This is a genomic window from Streptomyces sp. NPDC028928, assembly GCF_055564915.1.
In genome coordinates, this window is sequence record NZ_JBVHVI010000011.1 from 101,972 (window position 1) to 123,547 (window position 21,576).

18 protein-coding genes are annotated in these 21,576 nt (G+C 71.4%); 14 read left to right on the top strand and 4 right to left on the bottom strand.

Annotation, left to right across the window (positions count from 1 at the left end):
* The first annotated feature begins 146 nt into the window (after positions 1-146).
* The 4 genes from ACZ4U1_RS25845 to serA all read left to right on the top strand — a co-directional run bounded on the left by ACZ4U1_RS25845 (position 147) and on the right by serA (position 5,475).
* On the top strand, positions 147-1,997 hold the full coding sequence (locus tag ACZ4U1_RS25845; RefSeq protein WP_467906363.1) for an acetolactate synthase large subunit: 1,851 nt from the start codon (positions 147-149) through the stop codon (positions 1,995-1,997).
* Positions 1,998-2,016: 19 nt separating this feature from the next.
* Positions 2,017-2,541 (top strand): acetolactate synthase small subunit, encoded by a 525-nt coding sequence (gene ilvN, locus ACZ4U1_RS25850; RefSeq protein WP_030654216.1) that lies wholly within the window; start codon positions 2,017-2,019, stop codon positions 2,539-2,541.
* A gap of 118 nt (positions 2,542-2,659) precedes the next feature.
* Positions 2,660-3,658, top strand: coding sequence for a ketol-acid reductoisomerase (gene ilvC, locus ACZ4U1_RS25855; RefSeq protein WP_059252752.1), 999 nt, complete (start codon positions 2,660-2,662; stop codon positions 3,656-3,658).
* 227 nt (positions 3,659-3,885) lie between these two features.
* A complete protein-coding gene (gene serA, locus ACZ4U1_RS25860) occupies positions 3,886-5,475 on the top strand; it encodes a phosphoglycerate dehydrogenase (protein WP_467906365.1) in 1,590 nt (529 codons plus the stop codon).
* A 71-nt stretch (positions 5,476-5,546) separates the two neighbouring features.
* On the opposite strand, the gene ACZ4U1_RS25865 is transcribed toward serA, so the two are convergent.
* The gene (locus tag ACZ4U1_RS25865; RefSeq protein WP_467906366.1) at positions 5,547-7,061 is read right to left on the bottom strand and encodes an MFS transporter; all 1,515 of its coding nucleotides are present in this window, start codon (positions 7,059-7,061) and stop codon (positions 5,547-5,549) included.
* 97 nt (positions 7,062-7,158) lie between these two features.
* Here ACZ4U1_RS25865 and ACZ4U1_RS25870 point away from each other — a divergent pair, with 97 nt between their 5' ends.
* Positions 7,159-7,743 carry a TetR/AcrR family transcriptional regulator gene (locus ACZ4U1_RS25870; RefSeq protein WP_467906368.1) on the top strand — a complete coding sequence of 195 codons (585 nt, stop codon included), beginning with the start codon at positions 7,159-7,161 and terminating at the stop codon, positions 7,741-7,743.
* 208 nt (positions 7,744-7,951) lie between these two features.
* On the opposite strand, the gene ACZ4U1_RS25875 is transcribed toward ACZ4U1_RS25870, so the two are convergent.
* Positions 7,952-9,253 carry a PucR family transcriptional regulator gene (locus ACZ4U1_RS25875; protein WP_467906370.1) on the bottom strand — a complete coding sequence of 434 codons (1,302 nt, stop codon included), beginning with the start codon at positions 9,251-9,253 and terminating at the stop codon, positions 7,952-7,954.
* A 144-nt stretch (positions 9,254-9,397) separates the two neighbouring features.
* Here ACZ4U1_RS25875 and ACZ4U1_RS25880 point away from each other — a divergent pair, with 144 nt between their 5' ends.
* The 3 genes from ACZ4U1_RS25880 to ACZ4U1_RS25890 all read left to right on the top strand — a co-directional run bounded on the left by ACZ4U1_RS25880 (position 9,398) and on the right by ACZ4U1_RS25890 (position 12,654).
* Positions 9,398-10,324, top strand: coding sequence for a proline dehydrogenase family protein (locus ACZ4U1_RS25880; RefSeq protein ID WP_467906372.1), 927 nt, complete (start codon positions 9,398-9,400; stop codon positions 10,322-10,324).
* A 39-nt stretch (positions 10,325-10,363) separates the two neighbouring features.
* The gene (gene pruA / locus ACZ4U1_RS25885; protein ID WP_467906373.1) at positions 10,364-11,995 is read left to right on the top strand and encodes an L-glutamate gamma-semialdehyde dehydrogenase; all 1,632 of its coding nucleotides are present in this window, start codon (positions 10,364-10,366) and stop codon (positions 11,993-11,995) included.
* Positions 11,996-12,126: 131 nt separating this feature from the next.
* Complete coding sequence (locus tag ACZ4U1_RS25890; RefSeq protein WP_467906374.1) at positions 12,127-12,654, top strand: GNAT family N-acetyltransferase; 528 nt, start codon at positions 12,127-12,129, stop codon at positions 12,652-12,654.
* A 7-nt stretch (positions 12,655-12,661) separates the two neighbouring features.
* Here ACZ4U1_RS25890 and ACZ4U1_RS25895 read toward each other — a convergent pair whose 3' ends face one another.
* Positions 12,662-13,654, bottom strand: a complete 993-nt coding sequence (locus tag ACZ4U1_RS25895; RefSeq protein ID WP_467906376.1) for an NADP-dependent oxidoreductase — start codon at positions 13,652-13,654, stop codon at positions 12,662-12,664.
* Between the two features lie 104 nt (positions 13,655-13,758).
* Between ACZ4U1_RS25895 and ACZ4U1_RS25900 the strand changes: the two genes are divergently transcribed.
* The 4 genes from ACZ4U1_RS25900 (at position 13,759) to ACZ4U1_RS25915 (ending at position 17,538) form a co-directional block, all read left to right on the top strand.
* Positions 13,759-14,673 carry a LysR family transcriptional regulator gene (locus ACZ4U1_RS25900; protein ID WP_467906377.1) on the top strand — a complete coding sequence of 305 codons (915 nt, stop codon included), beginning with the start codon at positions 13,759-13,761 and terminating at the stop codon, positions 14,671-14,673.
* 225 nt (positions 14,674-14,898) lie between these two features.
* Positions 14,899-15,030 carry a hypothetical protein gene (locus tag ACZ4U1_RS25905; protein ID WP_103782913.1) on the top strand — a complete coding sequence of 44 codons (132 nt, stop codon included), beginning with the start codon at positions 14,899-14,901 and terminating at the stop codon, positions 15,028-15,030.
* A gap of 137 nt (positions 15,031-15,167) precedes the next feature.
* Positions 15,168-16,211, top strand: coding sequence for a 3-isopropylmalate dehydrogenase (locus ACZ4U1_RS25910; RefSeq protein ID WP_467906379.1), 1,044 nt, complete (start codon positions 15,168-15,170; stop codon positions 16,209-16,211).
* Between the two features lie 238 nt (positions 16,212-16,449).
* A complete protein-coding gene (locus ACZ4U1_RS25915) occupies positions 16,450-17,538 on the top strand; it encodes a branched-chain amino acid aminotransferase (protein WP_467906381.1) in 1,089 nt (362 codons plus the stop codon).
* 4 nt (positions 17,539-17,542) lie between these two features.
* Here ACZ4U1_RS25915 and ACZ4U1_RS25920 read toward each other — a convergent pair whose 3' ends face one another.
* On the bottom strand, positions 17,543-19,006 hold the full coding sequence (locus ACZ4U1_RS25920) for a cytosine permease (RefSeq protein WP_467906382.1): 1,464 nt from the start codon (positions 19,004-19,006) through the stop codon (positions 17,543-17,545).
* 146 nt (positions 19,007-19,152) lie between these two features.
* Between ACZ4U1_RS25920 and ureA the strand changes: the two genes are divergently transcribed.
* Positions 19,153-19,848: an urease subunit gamma gene (gene ureA / locus ACZ4U1_RS25925; RefSeq protein WP_467906384.1), complete on the top strand. Its 696-nt coding sequence runs from the start codon at positions 19,153-19,155 to the stop codon at positions 19,846-19,848.
* A complete protein-coding gene (locus ACZ4U1_RS25930) occupies positions 19,845-21,566 on the top strand; it encodes an urease subunit alpha (protein WP_467906386.1) in 1,722 nt (573 codons plus the stop codon). The genes ureA and ACZ4U1_RS25930 overlap by 4 nt, the downstream gene beginning before the upstream one ends.
* Positions 21,567-21,576 lie beyond the last annotated feature (10 nt).

Here is a 21,576-nt window from a genome sequence, read left to right on the forward strand (position 1 = left end):
TCCGGAATCCCCAGCGACCTCACCGGCGCGCTCCCCTCGCTTGCCTTGCGGCACGAGGGGTTTTTTGTTGCACGAGTGCCTTGCGTGCAGCACGTGAAATCCGCCCGAACCTCGCAAAAACCCTCAGCATCGAGAAGAGAATGCCGATGACCGAGCAGGCCACCGGGGCCCACCATCCGCAGCCGCGGCCCCGTTCCGGAGGACAGCAGTCCGCCCCCGTCGAGCACGTCACGGGTGCGCAGTCCCTCATCCGCTCCCTCGAGGAGGTCGGCGCGGACACGGTATTCGGCATTCCCGGCGGCGCGATCCTCCCCGCCTACGACCCGCTGATGGACTCCACCCGGGTGCGCCACGTCCTGGTCCGGCACGAGCAGGGCGCCGGCCACGCGGCCACCGGCTACGCGCAGGCCACCGGCAAGGTCGGCGTCTGCATGGCCACCTCCGGACCGGGCGCCACCAACCTGGTCACGCCGATCGCCGACGCGCACATGGACTCGGTGCCGCTGGTCGCGATCACCGGCCAGGTCGCCTCGAAGGCGATCGGCACGGACGCCTTCCAGGAAGCGGACATCGTCGGCATCACCATGCCGATCACCAAGCACAACTTCCTCGTCACCAAGGCCGAGGACATCCCGCGGACGATCGCGCAGGCGTTCCACATCGCCTCCACCGGCCGCCCGGGCCCGGTTCTGGTCGACATCTCCAAGGACGCGCTCCAGGCGAAGACGACCTTCTCCTGGCCGCCGGTGATGGACCTGCCCGGCTACCGCCCGGTGACCAAGCCGCACGCCAAGCAGATCCGCGAGGCCGCCAAGCTGATCACCGCCGCCAAGCGTCCCGTCCTCTACGTCGGCGGCGGCGTCCTCAAGGCGCAGGCCACCGCCGAGCTGAAGGTCCTCGCCGAACTCACCGGCGCGCCCGTCACCACCACCCTGATGGCGCTCGGCGCGTTCCCCGACAGCCACCCGCTGCACGTGGGAATGCCGGGCATGCACGGTGCGGTCGCCGCGGTCACCGCGCTGCAGAAGGCCGACCTGATCGTGGCCCTCGGCGCCCGCTTCGACGACCGCGTCACCGGCAAGCTGGACAGCTTCGCCCCCTACGCCAAGATCGTCCACGCGGACATCGACCCGGCGGAGATCGGCAAGAACCGCGCCGCGGACGTGCCGATCGTCGGTGACGCCCGCGAGGTCATCGCCGACCTGGTCCAGGCCGTGCAGAAGGAGCACAGCGAGGGCCACCAGGGCGACTACACCGCCTGGTGGAGCGACCTCAACCGCTGGCGCGAGACCTACCCGCTCGGCTACGACCAGCCGGAGGACGGCTCGCTCTCCCCGCAGCAGGTCATCGAGCGGATCGGGCAGCTCGCCCCCGAGGGCACGATCTTCGCGGCGGGCGTCGGCCAGCACCAGATGTGGGCCGCGCACTTCATCCAGTACGACAAGCCCGCCACCTGGCTGAACTCCGGCGGCGCCGGGACGATGGGCTACGCGGTCCCGGCCGCGATGGGCGCCAAGGCGGGCCGGCCGGAGCAGACGGTCTGGGCGATCGACGGCGACGGCTGCTTCCAGATGACCAATCAGGAGCTGACCACCTGCGCCCTGAACAACATCCCGATCAAGGTCGCCATCATCAACAACGGCGCCCTCGGGATGGTCCGCCAGTGGCAGACCCTCTTCTACAACCAGCGCTACTCCAACACCGTGCTGCACAGCGGCCCCGACGACGTCAACCCGGAGGCCAAGGGCACGCGGGTGCCGGACTTCGTGAAGCTGTCGGAGGCGATGGGCTGCGTGGGCCTGCGCTGCGAGCGCCCGGAGGACCTGGACAAGGTCATCGAGGAGGCGAACTCCATCAACGACCGCCCGGTCGTCATCGACTTCATCGTCCACGAGGACGCGATGGTCTGGCCGATGGTCGCCGCCGGCACCTCCAACGACGAGATCATGGCCGCCCGGGACGTCCGCCCCGACTTCGGCGACAACGAAGACGACTGAGCGAGAGAGATCCCTGAACATGTCCAAGCACACGCTCTCCGTCCTGGTGGAGAACACGCCGGGCATCCTCGCCCGTATCGCCGCCTTGTTCTCCCGGCGCGGCTTCAACATCGACTCGCTCGCGGTCGGCGTCACCGAGCACCCCGACATCTCCCGCATCACCATCGTGGTGGGCGTCGAGGACCTGCCGCTGGAGCAGGTCACCAAGCAGCTCAACAAGCTCGTCAACGTGCTGAAGATCGTGGAGCTGGAGCCCGGTCAGGCCGTGCAGCGCGAACTCGTTCTGGTGAAGGTCCGCGCCGACAACGAGACCCGCTCCCAGATCGTGGAGATCGTCCAGCTGTTCCGCGCCAAGACCGTCGACGTCTCCCCGGAGGCCGTGACCATCGAGGCCACCGGGTCCAGCGAGAAGCTGTCCGCCATGCTCAAGATGCTGGAGCCGTACGGCATCAAGGAGCTGGTGCAGTCCGGCACGATCGCGATCGGCCGCGGCGCCCGTTCGATCACGGACCGGTCCCTGCGCGCTCTCGACCGGACGGCGTAAGACTGAGAACGGGCGGCCGGCGAACAACGGCCGCCCGTATGCCGAGACCCCCGAACTTCCTTCCCGCCCGCCGTCATACGGTGGGACGCACCACCTGCACACAAGGAGAGAACCCAAAGTGGCCGAGCTGTTCTACGACGCCGACGCCGACCTGTCCATCATCCAGGGCCGCAAGGTCGCGGTCATCGGCTACGGCAGCCAGGGCCACGCCCACGCCCTGTCGCTGCGTGACTCCGGTGTGGACGTGCGTGTCGGTCTGCACGAGGGCTCGAAGTCCAAGGCCAAGGCCGAGGAGCAGGGCCTGCGCGTGGTGACCCCGGCCGAGGCCGCCGCCGAGGCCGACGTCATCATGATCCTCGTCCCGGACCCGATCCAGGCCCAGGTCTACGAGGAGTCCATCGCCCCGAACCTGAAGGACGGCGACGCGCTGTTCTTCGGCCACGGTTTCAACATCCGCTTCGGCTTCATCAAGCCCCCGGCCGGCGTCGACGTCGCCATGGTCGCCCCGAAGGGCCCGGGCCACCTGGTCCGCCGCCAGTACGAGGAGGGCCGCGGCGTTCCCTGCATCGCCGCCGTCGAGCAGGACGCCTCCGGCAACGCCTTCGCGCTGGCCCTGTCGTACGCCAAGGGCATCGGCGGCACCCGTGCCGGCGTCATCAAGACGACCTTCACCGAGGAGACCGAGACCGACCTCTTCGGCGAGCAGGCCGTCCTGTGCGGTGGCACCGCGGCTCTGGTCAAGGCGGGCTTCGAGACCCTGACCGAGGCCGGCTACCAGCCGGAGATCGCCTACTTCGAGTGCCTGCACGAGCTGAAGCTGATCGTGGACCTCATGTACGAGGGCGGCCTGGAGAAGATGCGCTGGTCGGTCTCCGAGACCGCCGAGTGGGGCGACTACGTCACGGGCCCGCGCATCATCACGGACGCCACCAAGGCCGAGATGAAGAAGGTGCTCGCCGAGATCCAGGACGGCACCTTCGCCAAGAACTGGATGGACGAGTACCACGGCGGTCTGAAGAAGTACAACGAGTACAAGCAGCAGGACTCCGAGCACCTGCTGGAGACCACCGGCAAGGAGCTGCGCAAGCTGATGAGCTGGGTGAACGAGGAGGCGTAAGCCTTCCGACAGGGGCCGGGGCGCACTGCTCCGGCCCCTGTTGTCCACCCCGTCCAGCCCCGGACGGGTGATCCTTCCGCGGAGGCGCAATGCGTCCCCCGCCACACCACTACACTTCTGCACAACACGCGTCAGGCCCACAGCGTCGTGCGTCTTCCGCGGCTAGCCCCCCTCCTCCGCCTGCGGCCGTCGGGACGGCCGTCCGCATCGCACATGTGAGGACTCACGTGAGCTCGAAACCCGTCGTACTCATCGCTGAAGAGCTGTCGCCCGCCACCGTCGACGCACTTGGTCCGGACTTCGAGATCCGGCACTGCAACGGAGCGGACCGCGGCGAGCTGCTTCCGGCCATCGCCGACGTGGACGCGATCCTGATCCGCTCCGCCACCAAGGTCGACGCCGAGGCCATCTCCGCCGCGAAGAAGCTCAAGGTCGTCGCCCGGGCCGGTGTCGGCCTGGACAACGTCGACGTCTCCGCCGCCACCAAGGCCGGCGTGATGGTCGTCAACGCCCCCACCTCCAACATCGTGACCGCCGCCGAGCTGGCCTGCGGTCTCATCCTCGCCACCGCCCGCAACATCCCGCAGGCCAACGCCGCGCTCAAGAACGGCGAGTGGAAGCGCAGCAAGTACACGGGCGTCGAGCTGGCCGAGAAGACGCTGGGCGTCGTGGGCCTGGGCCGCATCGGTGCCCTCGTCGCGCAGCGCATGTCCGCCTTCGGCATGAAGGTCGTCGCCTACGACCCCTACGTGCAGCCCGCGCGGGCCGCGCAGATGGGCGTCAAGGTGCTCTCCCTGGACGAGCTGCTGGAGGTCTCCGACTTCATCACCGTCCACCTGCCCAAGACCCCCGAGACCCTCGGCCTCATCGGCGACGAGGCGCTGCGCAAGGTCAAGCCGACCGTGCGTGTCGTCAACGCCGCCCGCGGCGGCATCGTGGACGAGGCGGCGCTGTACGCGGCGCTGAAGGAGGGCCGGGTCGCCGGCGCCGGCCTCGACGTGTACGCCAAGGAGCCCTGCACCGACTCCCCGCTCTTCGAGCTGGACCAGGTCGTGTGCACCCCGCACCTGGGCGCGTCGACGGACGAGGCGCAGGAGAAGGCCGGTATCGCCGTCGCCAAGTCCGTCCGCCTCGCCCTCGCCGGCGAGCTGGTGCCGGACGCCGTCAACGTCCAGGGCGGTGTCATCGCCGAGGACGTCAAGCCGGGCCTGCCGCTCGCCGAGCGCCTCGGCCGGATCTTCACCGCGCTCGCCGGTGAGGTCGCGGTCCGCCTCGACGTCGAGGTCTACGGCGAGATCACCCAGCACGATGTGAAGGTGCTGGAGCTGTCCGCGCTCAAGGGTGTCTTCGAGGACGTCGTCGACGAGACCGTGTCCTACGTCAACGCCCCGCTGTTCGCGCAGGAGCGCGGGGTCGAGGTCCGCCTGACCACCAGCTCCGAGTCCGCCGACCACCGCAACGTGGTGACCGTGCGCGGCACGCTGGGCACCGGCGAGGAGGTGTCGGTCTCCGGCACGCTGGCCGGCCCGAAGCACGTCCAGAAGATCGTCGCGGTCGGTGACTACGACGTCGACCTGGCCCTCGCCGACCACATGGTCGTGCTGCGTTACGAGGACCGTCCGGGTGTCGTCGGCACCGTCGGCCGCATCCTCGGCGAGGCGGGCATCAACATCGCCGGCATGCAGGTCGCCCGCGCGGCGGTGGGCGGCGAGGCGCTCGCCGTGCTGACCGTGGACGACACCGTGGGCTCCGCCGTTCTGGCCGAGGTGGCTTCCGAGATCGGCGCGACGTCCGCCCGCTCGGTGAACCTCGTCTAGTTCCGTCCTGAGACGCCGGGCGGGCTGACCTCGGTCAGCCCGCCCGGCGTTTTCTGCGCCCTCGCCTCTCCCTACTTCTCCCTGACCTCGATCCTGCGCAGCGTCACCGCCGCACCCACCGCCGCCAGCGCCAGCGTCACCGCGCCCGCGACGGCAGCCCCCTGCATACCGCCGGTGAACGCCTCCCGCGCCGCGGCCAGAAGGGACTCACCGCCCCGGCCGGGCAGCCGAACCGCCTCCGCGAGCGCCCCGCCCAGGGTCTCGCGGGCCTCCGCCGGAGCCGTGGCCGGCATCTCGTGGCGGTAGAGGGCCGTACCGACGGAGCCCAGGACCGCCATGCCCAGCGCGCCGCCGAACTCGGTGCCGGTCTCCAGCAGGGAGGAGGCCGTGCCCGCCCGCTCCACCGGCGCGCCGCTCATCGCCAGGTCGGTCAGCTGGGACATCACCATGACCGCCCCGCAGGCGAGAACGCCGGCCGCGGCCAGCACCAGCCACAGGGAGTCGGTGCCGGCGAGGGACAGCAGGGCGTAACCGGCGGCGCTGACCGCGAAGCCCGCGGCGACGACGTACCCGCGGTGGACGCCCCGCTGGACGAGCTGGGCGGTGACGGGACCCGCGACCCCGATGAGCACCGACGGGAGCAGGCTCCACAGCGCCGCCTCCAGCGGGCTCTTGCCGAGGACCGACTGCAGGTACTGCGTGGTGAAGACGGCCGAGCCCATCATCCCGAACGCGCAGACCAGGGTCAGCACCAGCGCCGGGGTGAAGCCGTGGCCGCGGAAGAGGGCCGGCGGGATCAGCGGGGAGGTGCCGGTGCGCTGGCGGTGGGCGAAGAGGGCCGCGAACAGCAGGCCGACGGTGATGCAGAGGACGTACTGCGGGTGCCAGCCCTCGGACGGGATCTCCTTCAGGCCGTAGATCACGGGGAGCACGGCGGCCAGGGACAGCGGGACGCTCGGCCAGTCGAAGCGGCCGGGCGCGGGGTTCTTCGACTCGGGCAGCAGCACCGGGCCGAGGACGAGCAGCAGCGCCATCGCGGGCAGGTTCACCAGGAAGACCGAGCCCCACCAGAAGTGCTCGACCAGGATGCCGCTCATCACCGAGCCGAGGGCGATGCCGCCGGTCATCACGCCGGACCAGAGTCCGATCGCCTTGGCCCGCTGGGCCGGGTCGGTGAACATCGTGCGCAGCAGGGCCATCGTGGAGGGCATCAGGGTGGCGCCGCCGATGCCGAGGATCGCGCGGGCCGCGATCAGGGTCTCGGCGCTGTCGGCGTAGGCCGCGAGGAGCGAGGCTCCGCCGAAGGCCGCGGCTCCCATGAGGAGGAGCCTGCGGCGGCCGATGCGGTCGCCGAGCGAGCCCATCGTCATCAGCAGGCCGGCCAGCACGAAGCCGTAGACATCGAAGATCCACAGCTGCTGGGTGCCGCTGGGCCGCAGGTCGGCGCTGATCGCGGGGGTCGCGAAGTACAGGACCGAGACGTCCATCGAGACCAGCAGCAGCGGCAGCATCAGCACGCCGAGCGCGGTCCACGCGCGGCCTCCGGCGCGGACGGGGGTGGCGGTGCTCGTCGAGTTCATCGTCATGCCGAGGACTGTACGGACGTCTTAAACGATTGTCTAGGACGGATGTATAAGTCGTCCGTCTAGGACGGTCGTATGGATCCTGGGTAAGGTGGGCGGCATGGGACACCGTGAGGATCTGCTCGAAGGCGCCAAGCGCTGCCTGCTGGAGAAGGGCTTCCTGCGCACGACCGCGCGGGACGTCGTCAAGGAGTCGGGCACCAACCTGGCCTCGATCGGCTACCACTACGGCTCGAAGGACGCCCTGCTGGTGCAGGCGTACATCTCGCTGATCGAGGGCGTGGGGGAGCGGTTCGACCCGGGGCTCGGCGGGGAGGTGACGCAGCCTCCGGGCTCACTGGAGCGCTTCCAGGAGGTCTGGGCCGCGGTCATTCGCACGGTGCCCGAGTCGCGGCCGATCTGGCTGCTCAGCTTCGAGTTGATGTTCCAGGACGAGCGGCTGGAGGAGGTGCGCAAGCTCCTCGCGGAGGCACAGCGGGAGGGCCGCGCGGGGCTCGCCGCCATGTTCGCCGGCGTCCCCGAGGCGGACCTCGACCCGGAGGCCGTCGAGACCGAGGGCCGGCTCTACCAGACCCTCCTCAACGGGCTGATGGTCCAGTGGCTCTTCGACCCGGACTCGGCGACCACCGCCGAGCAGCTCACCGAGGGGCTGCGGCGGCTGATCAAGGGCGTCACCGCGGACTGACCCGGTCCCCGCGCCCACCCGACACCGGCCGGCCCCGCACCGCCGGCGTGACAAGCTGCCCAGCTGGAACGGCAGCTGAGGGACGCGATCCGCACCGGCCGGCTCCAGCCGGACCGACGGCTGCCGCCCGCTGCCGCATCGCCGCCGGCCGGCCAGCGCGCCTCCCCGGCCGGCCAGCGCGTCCGCCGGGCGGTGAGCCGTGAGCCGGTCAGAGGCGTGCGCGTTTCAGGGCCATGTGCAGCAGCAGGCGGTCCTCGCCGTCGTCCAGGTCCAGGCCGGTCAGCTGTTCCACCCGGGACAGGCGGTAGTACAGCGTCTGGCGGTGGATGCCCAGCTCGGACGCCGTGCGGCCGGCCTGGCCCGCGCAGTCGAGATAGACCTCGGCCGTGCGGGCCAGCTCCCGGTGCGCGGGGGAGAGGAGCGGGCCGACCACGCGGTCGTGCGCGGCCTCCGGCGGCAGCGCGGTCAGCAGCCGGTACGCCCCGATCCGCGCCCACTCGGCGACCGGCCCGAACCGCGGCTCGGCCAGCGCGGCCCGCGCCGCGGCCGCGGCCTCCTGCCAGACCGTGCCCAGCTCGGCGAGGCCGGTGCGGGGCTCGCCGACACCGGCCGCGCAGCACGTGCCCCCGGCCCCCGCGGTGAACCCCGCGGCGACCGCCGCCGCCACCCGTGCCCCGGTCCCGCGGGCCACGCTCCCCGCCGCACCGCGCGCCGTCCCGGCCTCCTTCAGCAGCCGCGTGGCCGCCGCCACCGCGGGGGTGCTCGTCTCCGTGGTCCGCAGCCGCACCAGCAGGGCGAGGCTCTGCCCGGCCGCTCCCCACGGCAGCGTGCACAGCGCCGTGGCGTGCGGGATCGTACGGGCGGCCGGGGCGTCGTCCGGGTCGGCCGACGGCCAGGGCGCGACACAGACCAGGGTGTGCGGGCCGTCCGCGCGGGGTCCCAGCGCGGTGCGCAGGTCGGCCACCGCCATGTCCCGCTGCCAGCCGCTCTCCGCGGTGAGCACCGCCCGCAGCTCCCGGCTCAGCCCCGCCCCGGCCTCCGCCTCGTCGGCGAGCAGCGCGCCGATCCGGCCGGCGACCCGCATGGCGGCGGTCAGCTGGGCGTCGGTCGGCCCGGGGTCGCCGTCCAGCAGCCAGACGTAGCCGAGGACCACGCCCCGGTGCCGGACGGGCAGGCAGATCCGGCCGCGGTAGACACCGGCCTCGGTGCTCGGCGGGATGCGGACCGGTCCGGTCGCGCGGGTGATGCCGAAGCCCTCGAACCAGGCCCGGACCGTGGCCGTGGAGCGCCGGGTCAGGATCGAGCGGGTGCGGACCGGGTCCAGCGCGGACGGGTCCAGCTCGCCCTCGCTGTCGTACGCCCCGAAGGCGATCAGCTCGAAGTCGCGGTTCTCCAGGGTCGCGGGCACGCCCAGCAACTCGGAGATCTCGTCCACCAGCTCCTGGTAGTCCGCCTTGAATTCAGCCGCCACTCGGGCATTCTCCCCCATTTCCCGGCCGCCTTCATACATCTGTCTGAGATCCCGGGCACGGATGCGTGACAGCTGTCGATGGCCGACGATCGGAGAGATCCTTAGGTTTCACGGTGGTTCTCCGTGCCGTACCCGAATCGTCGGGTGATGGCCGTATTTGGTGCTTGTCTGTGGAGGTGCCCCGTGCTGGGTCCCGTGATTCTCGCCGCGTCGCGCAGCGACCGGATGCGACGCCTGATCTCGGCGGCCCCGGTGACCAAGCAGGTCGTCGACCGCTTCATCCCCGGCGAGACCGTGGCCGACATCGTCCCGATCATCAAGGACCTGACGGCCAAGGGCCTGGAGCTGACGATGGACGTCGTCGGCGAGGACATCACCACCCCCGAGCAGGCCTGTGCCGCCCGGGACGCCTACCTGGAGCTGATCGGCCACCTCAAGCAGCTGGAGCTGGGCGAGCGGGTCGAGATGTCGGTGAAGCTGTCGATGTTCGGCCAGGCGCTCCCCGGCGGCCACGAGCTGGCCCTCGCGAACGTCCGCCCGGTGGTCGAGGCCGCTGCCGCCATCGGTACGACGGTGACCCTCGACGCCGAGGACCACACCACCCTCGACTCGATGTTCGCCATCCACGAGGAGCTGCGGAAGGACTTCCCGCAGACCGGCTGTGTCATCCAGGCCTACCTCTTCCGCACCGAGGCCGACGCCCGCCGCCTCGCCGAGTCCGGCAGCCGCGTCCGCCTGGTCAAGGGTGCCTACAAGGAGCCCGCCGAGGTCGCCTACCAGCAGAAGCACGAGATCGACAAGGCGTACGTCCGGGTCCTGCGCATCCTGATGGAGGGCGAGGGCTACCCGATGATCGGGTCGCACGACCCGCGACTGATCGCCATCGCCCAGGAGCTGGCCCACAAGGCCGGTCGTAAGCTCGACGAGTACGAGTTCCAGATGCTGTACGGCATCCGCGGCGAGGAGCACCTGCGGCTGGCCGCCGAGGGCCACCGCATGCGCGTCTACACCGCCTACGGCACCGACTGGTACGGCTACTTCATGCGCCGCCTGGCGGAGAAGCCGGCCAACCTCCGGTTCTTCCTCCGTTCCATGGTCAGCAAGGGCTGAGCCCGAACACCCGCTCACGTACAAGGAGTTACGGATCTCATGGACGCTGTGACCCAGGTCCCCACCCCCGTCAACGAGCCGGTGCACGGCTACGCCCCCGGCTCGCCGGAGCGCGCCCGGCTGGAGGTCAAGCTCAAGGAGCTGGCCGAGAACCCGATCGACCTGCCGATGACCATCGGCGGGGAGAAGCGGATGGGCGGCGGCGAGCCGTTCGAGGTCGTGCAGCCGCACAACCACAAGGCCGTCATCGGCACCGGCCGCCACGCCACCCAGCAGGACGCGAAGGACGCCATCGACGCGGCCCTGGCCGCCGCGCCGGCCTGGCGCGCGATGTCCTTCGACGACCGTGCCGCGATCATCCTGCGCGCCGCCGAGCTGCTGGCCGGCCCGTGGCGCGAGACGATCGCCGCCTCTACCATGCTGGGCCAGTCCAAGACCGTCCAGCAGGCCGAGATCGACACGCCCTGTGAGCTGGTCGACTTCTGGCGCTTCAACGTCCACTACGCCCGGCAGATCCTGGCCGAGCAGCCCCCGGCGAACTCCCCGGGCGTGTGGAACCGCCTGGACCACCGCCCGCTGGAGGGCTTCGTCTACGCGATCACGCCGTTCAACTTCTCGGCGATCGCCGGCAACCTGCCCACCGCCCCCGCCCTGATGGGCAACGTGGTGGTCTGGAAGCCGTCCCCGACCCAGACCCACGCGGCCGTGCTCCTCATGCGGCTGCTGGAGGAGGCGGGCCTGCCCAAGGGCGTCATCAACCTCGTCACCGGTGACGGCATCGAGGTCTCCAAGGTCGCCCTCGAGCACCGCGACCTGGCCGGCATCCACTTCACCGGTTCGACCAAGACCTTCCAGTACCTGTGGAAGACGGTCGGCAACAACATCGAGAAGTACCGTTCCTACCCGCGTCTGGTCGGCGAGACCGGCGGCAAGGACTTCCTCGTCGCGCACCCGTCGGCCGACCGCGCGATCCTGAAGACGGCCCTCACCCGGGGCGCCTTCGAGTACCAGGGCCAGAAGTGCAGCGCCACCTCCCGCGCCTACATCCCGGCCTCCATCTGGAACTCGGGCTTCAAGGAGGAGTTCGCGGCCGAGGTCGACTACCTGACCATGGGGGACGTCACCGACCTGTCGAACTTCCTCGGCGCCGTCATCGACGACCGCGCGTTCGCCAAGAACAAGGCCGCGATCGACCGCGCCAAGCAGGACCCGGCCTGCACGATCGTCGCGGGCGGCAGCTACGACGACTCGGTGGGCTACTTCGTCCGCCCGACCGTCATCGAGTGCACCGACCCGGAGAACGAGGTCTTCACGACCGAGTACTTCGGCCCGATCCTCGCCGTGCACGTCTACGAGGACGACAAGTACGACGAGATGCTGACCCAGATGGAGTCGGTCTCGGACTACGCCCTCACCGGCTCGGTCATCGCCAACGACCGCGCGGCGGCGGCCTACACGATGGAGAAGCTCCGCTACGCGGCCGGCAACTTCTACATCAACGACAAGTCGACCGGCGCCGTCGTCGGCCAGCAGCCCTTCGGCGGCGGCCGCGCCTCCGGCACCAACGACAAGGCCGGTGCCCCCCAGAACCTCCTGCGCTGGACGCTGACCCGCGCCATCAAGGAGACCCTGGTCCCGCCGACCGACTACACGTACCCGCACATGGGCTGACCCCCAGCCCCCCGAACACGGGCCGGGAAGCCTGCCGCCGAGCAGGCTTCCCGGCCCGTCGCCATGTCGGAGGCCGCGTCGTTCGCTAACCAGCCAAGGTGAACTCAGTGGTTAGGTGTGATACTGGAGGCATGACCACTCGCCTTCGCCTCGCGCACACCGCCGACCTGGAGCCCGCCGAACTGCGTTCCGCGCGTGCCCTGTTGGACGACGCGTTCGACGGGGACTTCTCCGACGAGGACTGGGAGCACGGCCTCGGCGGGATACATGTGCTGCTCCAGGACGGGGACGGGCTCGCCGCCCACGGGGCCCTCGTGATGCGCCGGGTGCGGCACGGAGGGCGCTGGCTGCGCACGGGGTACGTGGAGGCCGTCGCGGTACGGGCCGACGTGCGGCGGACGGGGCTCGGCGGGCGGGTGATGGGCGAGCTGGAGCGGGTTCTCGACCGGGCCTACGACCTCGGCGCGCTCTCCGCGAGCGACGAGGGCGCCCTGCTGTACGCCGCCCGCGGCTGGCAGCAGTGGCCCGGCCGGGTGCACGCCCTCTCGCCGGACGGGATCGTACGGCTGCCGGAGGAGGAAGGCGGTGTGTACGTGCGGGGCGCGCTCGACCCGGCCGGGGAACTGGTCCTCGACTGGCGGGACGGCGACGTCACCTGACGGCCGCTCAGGCCGCGCGCACCAGGATCTTCCCGGTGTTGCCGCCGCGCAGCATCAGCAGGAACGCCTCCACGATCCGCTCGAACCCGTCGACCACGGTCTCGTCCGCCACCAGCGCCCCGCTCCGCAGATGCGGTACGGCGAAGTCGTACAGCTCCTCCTGCGCGTCCTGGTGGTCCCGCACCAGGAAGCCCTCGATGCGCAGGCTCTTCTCCACCACGTCGGCGTGGTCGAACAGCACCGCGGGCGCGTCCGGGGTGTTGTACTGACTGATCGTGCCGACCCGCACCACCCGGCCCCGCTCGCGCAGCGCGCCGACCGCGGCACCGAGGTGGTCCCCGCCGACGTTGTCCACGAAGACGTCGATGCCCGTGGGGGCGTGCTGGGCGAGCAGGTCGGCGACCGGGCCGGAGCGGTAGTCGAAGGCCGCGTCGTAACCGGCGTGCTCCGTCAGGTACGCCGCCTTGTCCGGGCTGCCCGCGCTGCCGGTCACCCGGCCCGCGCCGAGCAGCCGGGCGAAGCGGCCGGTCGCCGTGCCGACCCCGCCCGCCGCGCCGGAGACGAACAGGTCCTCGCCCTCCCGCAGCCGGGCGATCCGGGTGAGGGCGATGTAGGCGGTCAGGCCGGTGCCGCCGAGCACGCTCAGGTACGCCGAGAGCGGGACGCCCGGGTGCCGGGGGATCCGGCGGACCTCCTCGGGGCCGACCACCGCGTGGGTGCGCCAGCCCTGCCGGTGGAGGACGATCTCACCCTCGGCCAGGGACGGGGTGCGGGAGGCCGTCACCCGGCCCAGCGTGCGGCCCTCCAGCGGGGCGTCCAACGCGAAGCCGCCGTCCATCAGTTCGCGGTGGTACGGGTCCACCGACCAGTACAGGTTCTCCACCAGGGCCGTGCCGGGCGCCGGTGCGGGGACCGGGGACTCGGTGAAACGGAAGTGGGCGGCGGTCGGGAAGCCGGCGGGGCGGGCGGTCTGGTGCACGGTGATCGCGGTGTCGGTCATGGCAGGGGACCGTACGGAGGAATCCCCGGCCCGGGCAGGCAGTTGGGCTCATGGAACGTGCCGATCCATGAAACCGGCTCATGGCAGCAGGTGGGAGACCCCGAATGAGCGCATCCGATCTTGCCCCGCAGGAGCTTCGCATCCTCGTCGCCGTCGCCGAGGAGGGCGGTTTCTCCAGCGCCGCCGTCCGGCTCGGGGCCACCCAGTCCGCGGTCTCCCACGCCGTGCGCGGCATCGAACGGAAGCTGGGTGCCGTGCTGTTCGAGCGCGGGCGGTTCGGCGCCCGGCCGACGCCCGCCGGGGAGCGGGCCGCCGTCCATGCCCGGCGGGTGCTGCGCCTGCTGGAGGCGATGGCCGCCGACGTCCGGCGCGCGGACACCGGCGAGGTCGCCGGCCGGCTGCGGATCGCCGCGTTCCGCAGCGCGGCCCTGCATCTGCTGCCGCCCGCCCTGGACCGGCTGGCCGCCCTGCACCCCGGCGTCGAGGTGACCGTCACCGTCGTACGGGAACTGGGCCCGGGCACCGCGGGCGAGGTCGCCGCCGGCCGGGCCGACCTCGGCATCGCCACCCTCGGCGACCGGGCGGAACTGCCCGCCGGGCTGGTCGGCGGGGTGCTGCTGGAGGAGCCGTACTCCCTGGTGCGCCCGGCCGGGCACCCGGCACCGCGCTCCCTGCCGCTGGTCGACTGGGCGGAGAACTGCGGCTCCTACACCCGGGACTGGTGGGCCGCCCAGGACTGGATCCCCGCGGCGACCGTCACCGCTGAGGACGACGGGGCGGTGCTGTCCATGGTGGGCAGCGGTCTCGGGATGGCGATCATGCCCGCGCTGTCGCTCACCGCCGCCCCGCCCTCGGTACGGATCACCGACCTCGGGCCGGGACGGCCGTACCGCTGCGTCGGCTACGCGACCACTGCGGAACTGGCCGCCACCACCCCCGTACGAGCCCTCGTCCGCATCCTGCGCTCCCTCGGCCGGAGTACCCCCGAACGCACGAAAGCCCAGCTCAGGGCGGTGTGACCCGGTCTACCGTCTCAGATAGTAGGAAGTCCGAGTAATTGTGCAGACACAGGCGCGCGACTCCCTTAGCTTTGTAGGAGCCGAACGTCTCGCTCGATCCAGCGAATGGCGGTCGTGAGCCGGGCCCCGTGCAGGCAACCCCTGCGGCCGAGCGCTCCCCGCCCCTTCCGGCGTCTCGCACACCCTCACTGCCGTGCTCCACGTACGCCCAAGGAGTCGATTGCCATGGCCGAGACGACCGTCCGCCGCCGAGTCCGCCACGTGTCCCGCACGAGCGAGTCCGACCGCAAGAACGCCGCCGCCGCCCTCCAGCGCGCCCTCGACCGCCGGGACAACGGCGGTGCGACCGGCCACTGAGCCGGACCGCCGGCCGCCAACACCCCTGCCGCGCAAGGGCGAACGGCGGCCGACGGGATGACACCCGCAGCCCGTCCGGGTGTCCGTATGCCGGACAGTGCGTGTCATCCCATGGGACGAGGAGTAGGGTGCCCGGCATGTCTCGCAGCATCAATCTCGCAGTGATCCCCGGTGACGGCATCGGCCAGGAGGTCGTGGCCGAGGGTCTCAAGGTCCTCTCCGCCGTCCTGCCGCAGGATGTGAAGCTGGAGACCAAGGAGTACGACTTCGGCGCCCGGCGCTACCACGCGACCGGTGAGACCCTCACCGACGCCGACCTGGAGCGGCTCAAGCAGCACGACGCCATCCTGCTCGGCGCGATCGGCGACCCGTCGGTGCCGTCCGGCGTCCTGGAGCGCGGCTTCCTGCTCAAGCTCCGCTTCGCCTTCGACCACCACGTCAACCTGCGCCCGTCGAAGCTGCTCCCCGGCGTCGCCACCCCGCTCGCCGGCCAGCCGGAGATCGACTTCGTCGTGGTCCGCGAGGGCACCGAGGGCCCGTACACCGGCAACGGCGGCACCATCCGCAAGGGCACCGAGCACGAGGTCGCCACCGAGGTGTCCGTCAACACCGCCTTCGGTGTCGAGCGCGTGGTCCGCGACGCCTTCGAGCGCGCCCAGGCCCGCCCGCGCAAGAAGCTCACGCTGGTCCACAAGAACAACGTGCTGAGCTTCGCCGGGCACCTGTGGACGAACGTCTTCAACAAGGTGGCCCAGGAGTACCCCGAGGTCACCACCGACTACATCCACGTCGACGCGGCCACCATCTACCTGGTCACCGACCCGGCCCGCTTCGACGTCATCGTCACCGACAACCTCTTCGGCGACATCATCACCGACCTCGCCGCGGCCGTCTCCGGCGGCATCGGCGTGGCCGCGAGCGGGAACATCAACCCCTCCCGCGAGTTCCCCTCGATGTTCGAGCCGGTCCACGGTTCCGCGCCCGACATCGCCGGCCAGGGCAAGGCCGACCCGACCGCCACGGTGCTGTCCGTCGCCCTGCTGCTGCGCCACCTCGGCTACGACGACGAGGCCGACCGCATCGACACGGCGGTCGCCGCCGACCTCACCGAGCGCGCCGGGAAGCCGGCCCGTTCCACCTCCGAGATCGGCGACGCGCTCGCCGTACGCGTAGCCGGCTGACCCGCCGCGCTACCAACGAGCCGCCGGGTCGCAACCGCACCCGGCGGCTTTTCCTGTGCCTCGCCGGGTGCCACCATCAACCCCTGGGCCGCTTCACCCCGATTCCGTCCGCTACCGCCCCCGCGCGATAATCGAACGCGGAGCCGCGATATGAGGGAATGCTCGGACGTCCTAGCACTGGCGACCAGCAGTACAGGCGTGAGCGCGGCCCGTCACTACAACCGGTGAAGGACAACACATGACGACGCCCACGATCGAGCTCAAGCCCTCCGCCAGCCCGCTCGCCGCCGCAGAGCGCGAGGCGATCCTGGCCAACCCCGGGTTCGGCCGCCACTTCACCGACCACATGGTGACGATCAAGTGGACGGAGGGCCGGGGCTGGCACGACGGCCAGCTCGTTCCGTACGCGCCGATCCCCCTCGACCCGGCCACCAACGTCCTCCACTACGCCCAGGAGATCTTCGAGGGCCTGAAGGCCTACCGCCAGCCCGACGGCTCGGTGGCCATGTTCCGCCCGGACCAGAACGCCAAGCGCTTCCAGCGCTCCGCCCGCCGCCTCGCCATGCCCGAGCTGCCGGTCGAGACGTTCATCGAGGCCTGCGACGCCCTGGTCCGGCAGGACGTCGACTGGGTGCCCGCGCACGGCGGCGAGCAGTCGCTGTACCTGCGCCCGTTCATGATCGGCACCGAGGTCGGCCTCGGCGTCAAGCCCGCCAACGAGTACCTGTTCATCGTCATCGCCTCCCCGGCCGGCGCCTACTTCCCGGGCGGCGTCAAGCCGGTCTCCATCTGGGTCTCCGAGGACCGCGTCCGCGCCGTCCCCGGCGGCATGGGCGACGCCAAGACCGGCGGCAACTACGCCGCGTCCCTGCTCGCCCAGGCCGAGGCCGCCGCCAAGGGCTGCGACCAGGTCTGCTACCTCGACGCGGTCGAGCACAAGTGGGTCGAGGAACTGGGCGGGATGAACCTGTACTTCGTGTACGGCAACAAGATCATCACGCCCACCCTGACCGGCTCCATCCTGGAGGGCGTCACCCGCGACTCCCTGCTGGCCGTCGCCCGTGACCTCGGCTACGAGTCCGAGGAGGGCCGCGTCTCCGTCGACCAGTGGCAGCGCGACTCCGAGAACGGCACCCTCACCGAGGTCTTCGCCTGCGGCACCGCCGCCGTGATCACCCCGGTCGGCACCGTCAAGCGGGCCGGCGGGGAGTGGCAGCAGTCCGGCGGAGAGCCCGGCGAGGTCACCCTGCGCCTGCGCCAGGCCCTCCTCGACCTCCAGCGCGGTACGGCCGAGGACAAGCACGGCTGGATGCACCGCGTCGGCTGACGACTCAGCGGGAACTGCGTGACAGGCCGTCGATCGTCTGCGGGTCGGCCGTGGCTCGTCGCGCAGTTCCCCGTGCCCCTTCGGGGCGCTCCTCGGTGAGCGTCAGCAGCAGGTACGCCACTCCGCCGACCAGCCCCGACAGCAGGAAGCTGCAGTCCACCCCGCCCGTCCAGGCCAGCAGCGGGCCCTCGTACGACGGCAGGGACACCGCCAGCAGGCCGACCACGGCGCCCAGCGCCCAGGACACGGTCGCCCGCGGGTTCCAGCCCGCCCGGTACCAGTAGATCCCGCCCCGCGAGCGGCGGTTGAAGACCTGGAGGGCGTCGGCGTCGTACACACCGCGGCAGCGGGCGAAGCCGATGAGGGTGATGACCGCCCAGGGGGTGCCGATGGCGGTGAGGAGGAGCACGAAGGACGTCATCGCCGACTGCGCGTCCCAGGCGTAGTGGCCGGCGAAGACGCAGGCCGTGGCCACGACGGCGACCGTGTAGGTGGCGCGGGCGCGGGAGGCGCGGGGCAGGATCGCGTCCAGGTCCAGACCCATGGAGTACAGCATCAGACCCGCGTTGCCGACCGAGCCGGCCGACGCGGACAGCAGCAGCGGGACCAGGTACCAGGTGGGGGAGGCCGCGACCAGCGGGCCCGCGTAGTCGGTGGCCGCGCGTGCCGCGTACGCCGTGAAGGTGCCGAAGAGCTGGGGGACCAGCAGGCCGAGGATCAGGCCGAGCCAGGTGGCGTGCAGCACCCGGCGCGAGGAGTGCCGGGCCGGCGAGATGTAGCGGGTGTAGTCGCCGAGCAGGGTGATGAAGGCGATGGGGCCGGACAGGCCCGCCGCCACCGCCGCCAGGAACCAGGTGGGCCAGAAGGAGCCCAGCAGATAGCCGCCCGCGTCCGGCAGCGCGGCGGTGGTGAAGTGCGGGGCGTAGGCGAGGACGCCGAGCAGCAGCAGGGCCGTCATGCCCACGGCCAGCACCCGGGACATGGCGAGCAGCACCCGGTAGCCGTAGACCGCGCCCGCGACGGTCGCCGCGGCGAGCACCGCGTAGACGAGGGCGTACGACACCCCGCCCGCCGGCACCCCGAAGAGCCGGCCGAGGACCATCAGCATCACGTCCCCGCCGATCCACACCGTCAGCGCGGTGTAGCCGAGGGCCAGCAGCAGTCCGACCACGGAGCCGACGAGCCGGCCGCGCACGCCGAACTGGGCACCGGAGGAGGTGGACAGGTTGGTCGCGGTGCGCAGGGAGACCAGAGCGAGCGGGGCGGTGAACCCGGTGCCGATCACCGTGCCCGCCACGATCGAGCTCACCGACGCCCACCAGCCGAGCCCGAAGGACGGCGGCAGCCAGCCGAAGATGATCACCCCGAGGCAGAGGTTGGAGCCGAGCAGGATCGACACGAGGTCGCGTGGCCCGCTGGTCCGTTCCTCGTCCGGGATGGTGTCGACACCGCGCTGTTCAATCGGCATGGCTGGTCTCCTTCGACGGCCGCCTCACTGGTTTAGAGCGACGTTCAATGTGACGTGAAGCGTCGGCCCGGGTCAATGCTTCTGTTTCAAGAAATCTGTGTTTAGAGTGTTGCTCTAATCTGGTGAAGGCAAGGAGGTGCCGGGTCGTGAGACTGACCCCCACGGAACGTGACCGGCTGCTGCTCTTCGGAGCCGCGGAGCTGGCCCGGGCCCGCCGGGCACGCGGTCTCCGGCTGAACGTGCCCGAGGCCACCGCGCTGATCGCGGACACCGTCTGCGAGGCCGCGCGGGACGGCAGGCGGCTCGCCGAGGCGATCGAGGCGGCCCGCTCGGTGCTCGGCCCCGAGGACGTCCTGCCGGGCGTCGCCGACGTCGTCACCGAGGTGATGGTCGAGGCCGTCTTCGACGACGGCTCCCGGCTCGCGGTCGTCTCCGACCCCATCGGCGGCGGCTCGGGCCCGGAGGGTCCCGGCGCACTGCTGCCGGGCCCTGAGCACCCCGAGCCCGGGCCCGCCCTGCACCTCACCGTCACCAACACCGCGACCGTGCCGGTATCCGTCACCTCCCACTTCCACTTCTTCGAGGCCAACCCGCGGCTCGACTTCGACCGCCGGCAGGCCTACGGCATGCGGCTCGCCGTGCCCGCCGGGTCCTCGGTGCGCTTCGGACCGGGGGAGAGCGCCGAGGTCGGGCTCGTCCCGATCGGCGGCGACCGGATCGCGATCGGTTTCGCCGGTCTGGTCGACGGGCCGCTGGACGCGCCCGGAGCCAGGGAGGAAGCGCTGCGCAGGGCCGCCGCCTGCGGATACCTGGGAGTTCCCCGTGAGGAGGGCAACCGATGAGCCGACCCGGAGGGCACCCCGCCGAAGCCCGCCGTCTCACCCCCTACGAGTACGCCGCCACCCACGGCCCCCGCGCCGGCGACCGCATCCGCCTGGGCGACAGCGGGCTGACCGTCCGGGTGGAGTCCGACGCCCAGAAGTACGGCGACGAATTCCTCGCCGGCTTCGGCAAGACCGCCCGCGACGGACTGCACCTCAAGGCCGCCGCCGTCCGCGACACCTGTGACGTCGTGATCAGCAACGTCGTCGTCATCGACCCGGTCCAGGGCATCCGCAAGGTGTCCATCGGCATCCGCGAGGGCCGCATCCACGCCATCGGGCGGGCCGGCAACCCGGACACCCTCGACGGTGTGGACGTCGTCGTCGGCACCGGCACCTCGATCGTCTCCGGCGAGGGACTGATCGCCACCGCCGGTGCCGTCGACACCCACGTCCACCTGCTGTCACCGCGCATCATGGAGGCGTCCCTCGCCTCCGGCGTCACCACGGTCATCGGGCAGGAGTTCGGCCCGGTGTGGGGCGTCGGCGTCAACTCGCCCTGGGCGCTCCGGCACGCCTTCAACGCCTTCGACGCCTGGCCGGTCAACATCGGCTTCCTCGGCCGGGGTTCGTCCTCCCACGCGGCGCCGCTGATCGAGGCCCTGGCCGAGGGCGGGGCCAGCGGCTTCAAGGTGCACGAGGACATGGGCGCCCACACGCGCGCGCTGGACACCGCGCTCCGGGTCGCCGAGGAGCACGACGTCCAGGTGGCCCTGCACAGCGACGGCCTGAACGAGTGCCTGTCGGTCGAGGACACCCTGCGCGTCCTGGAGGGCCGCACGATCCACGCCTTCCACATCGAGGGCTGCGGCGGCGGACACGTACCGAACGTGCTGAAGATGGCCGGCGTCCCGAACGTCATCGGCTCCTCCACCAACCCCACCCTGCCCTTCGGCCGGGACGCGGTCGCCGAGCACTACGGCATGATCGTCTCCGTCCACGACCTCAAGCCCGACCTGCCCGGCGACGCTGCCATGGCCCGCGACCGGATCCGGGCCGGCACCATGGGCGCCGAGGACGTGCTGCACGACCTGGGCGCGATCGGCATCACCTCCTCCGACGCCCAGGGCATGGGCCGGGCCGGCGAGACGGTCCGCCGTACCTTCGCCATGGCCGGCAAGATGAAGGCCGAGCTGGGCCCCCTGGACGGCGACGGCGACGGCGACGACAACGCCCGCGTCCTGCGCTACATGGCCAAGCTGACCATCAACCCGGCCATCGCCCACGGCCTCGCCCACGAGGTCGGCTCGATCGAGGTCGGCAAGCTCGCCGACATCGTGCTGTGGCGCCCGGAGTACTTCGGCGCCAAGCCGCAGCTCGTGCTCAAGGCCGGCTTCCCGGCGTACGGCGTGGTCGGCGACCCGAACGCGGCCACCGACACCTGCGAACCCCTCGTGCTGGGCCCGCAGTTCGGCTCGTACGGCGCGACGGCCGCCGACATCTCGGTGGCGTTCGTCGCCCAGGCCGCCGTCGACCAGGGCAGCGACACGATGCCCACCCGGCGCCGCCGGGTCGCCGTGCGCGGCACCCGGGGCATCGGCCCCGCCGACCTGCGCCTGAACTCCCGTACCGGAGCGGTCGACGTCGACCAGCGCACCGGACTGGTCACCCTCGACGGCGACCCGCTGCGCTCCGAGCCCGCCGACTCCGTCTCCCTCAACCGCCTGTACTTCCTCTGAGCATCACAAG

What these genes read in the sequence shown, in the direction of transcription:
- ACZ4U1_RS25915 (WP_467906381.1), top strand. Translation starts at nt 16,450, where the DNA reads ATGACGACGCCCACGATCGAGCTCAAGCCCTCCGCCAGCCCGCTCGCC.
- ACZ4U1_RS25910 (WP_467906379.1), top strand. Translation starts at nt 15,168, where the DNA reads ATGTCTCGCAGCATCAATCTCGCAGTGATCCCCGGTGACGGCATCGGC.
- ACZ4U1_RS25865 (WP_467906366.1), bottom strand. Translation starts at nt 7,061, where the DNA reads ATGACGATGAACTCGACGAGCACCGCCACCCCCGTCCGCGCCGGAGGC.
- ACZ4U1_RS25895 (WP_467906376.1), bottom strand. Translation starts at nt 13,654, where the DNA reads ATGACCGACACCGCGATCACCGTGCACCAGACCGCCCGCCCCGCCGGC.
- ACZ4U1_RS25845 (WP_467906363.1), top strand. Translation starts at nt 147, where the DNA reads ATGACCGAGCAGGCCACCGGGGCCCACCATCCGCAGCCGCGGCCCCGT.
- ilvN (WP_030654216.1), top strand. Translation starts at nt 2,017, where the DNA reads ATGTCCAAGCACACGCTCTCCGTCCTGGTGGAGAACACGCCGGGCATC.
- ACZ4U1_RS25905 (WP_103782913.1), top strand. Translation starts at nt 14,899, where the DNA reads ATGGCCGAGACGACCGTCCGCCGCCGAGTCCGCCACGTGTCCCGCACG.
- ACZ4U1_RS25900 (WP_467906377.1), top strand. Translation starts at nt 13,759, where the DNA reads ATGAGCGCATCCGATCTTGCCCCGCAGGAGCTTCGCATCCTCGTCGCC.
- ACZ4U1_RS25870 (WP_467906368.1), top strand. Translation starts at nt 7,159, where the DNA reads ATGGGACACCGTGAGGATCTGCTCGAAGGCGCCAAGCGCTGCCTGCTG.
- pruA (WP_467906373.1), top strand. Translation starts at nt 10,364, where the DNA reads ATGGACGCTGTGACCCAGGTCCCCACCCCCGTCAACGAGCCGGTGCAC.
- ACZ4U1_RS25920 (WP_467906382.1), bottom strand. Translation starts at nt 19,006, where the DNA reads ATGCCGATTGAACAGCGCGGTGTCGACACCATCCCGGACGAGGAACGG.
- ACZ4U1_RS25875 (WP_467906370.1), bottom strand. Translation starts at nt 9,253, where the DNA reads ATGTATGAAGGCGGCCGGGAAATGGGGGAGAATGCCCGAGTGGCGGCT.
- ACZ4U1_RS25930 (WP_467906386.1), top strand. Translation starts at nt 19,845, where the DNA reads ATGAGCCGACCCGGAGGGCACCCCGCCGAAGCCCGCCGTCTCACCCCC.
- ACZ4U1_RS25890 (WP_467906374.1), top strand. Translation starts at nt 12,127, where the DNA reads ATGACCACTCGCCTTCGCCTCGCGCACACCGCCGACCTGGAGCCCGCC.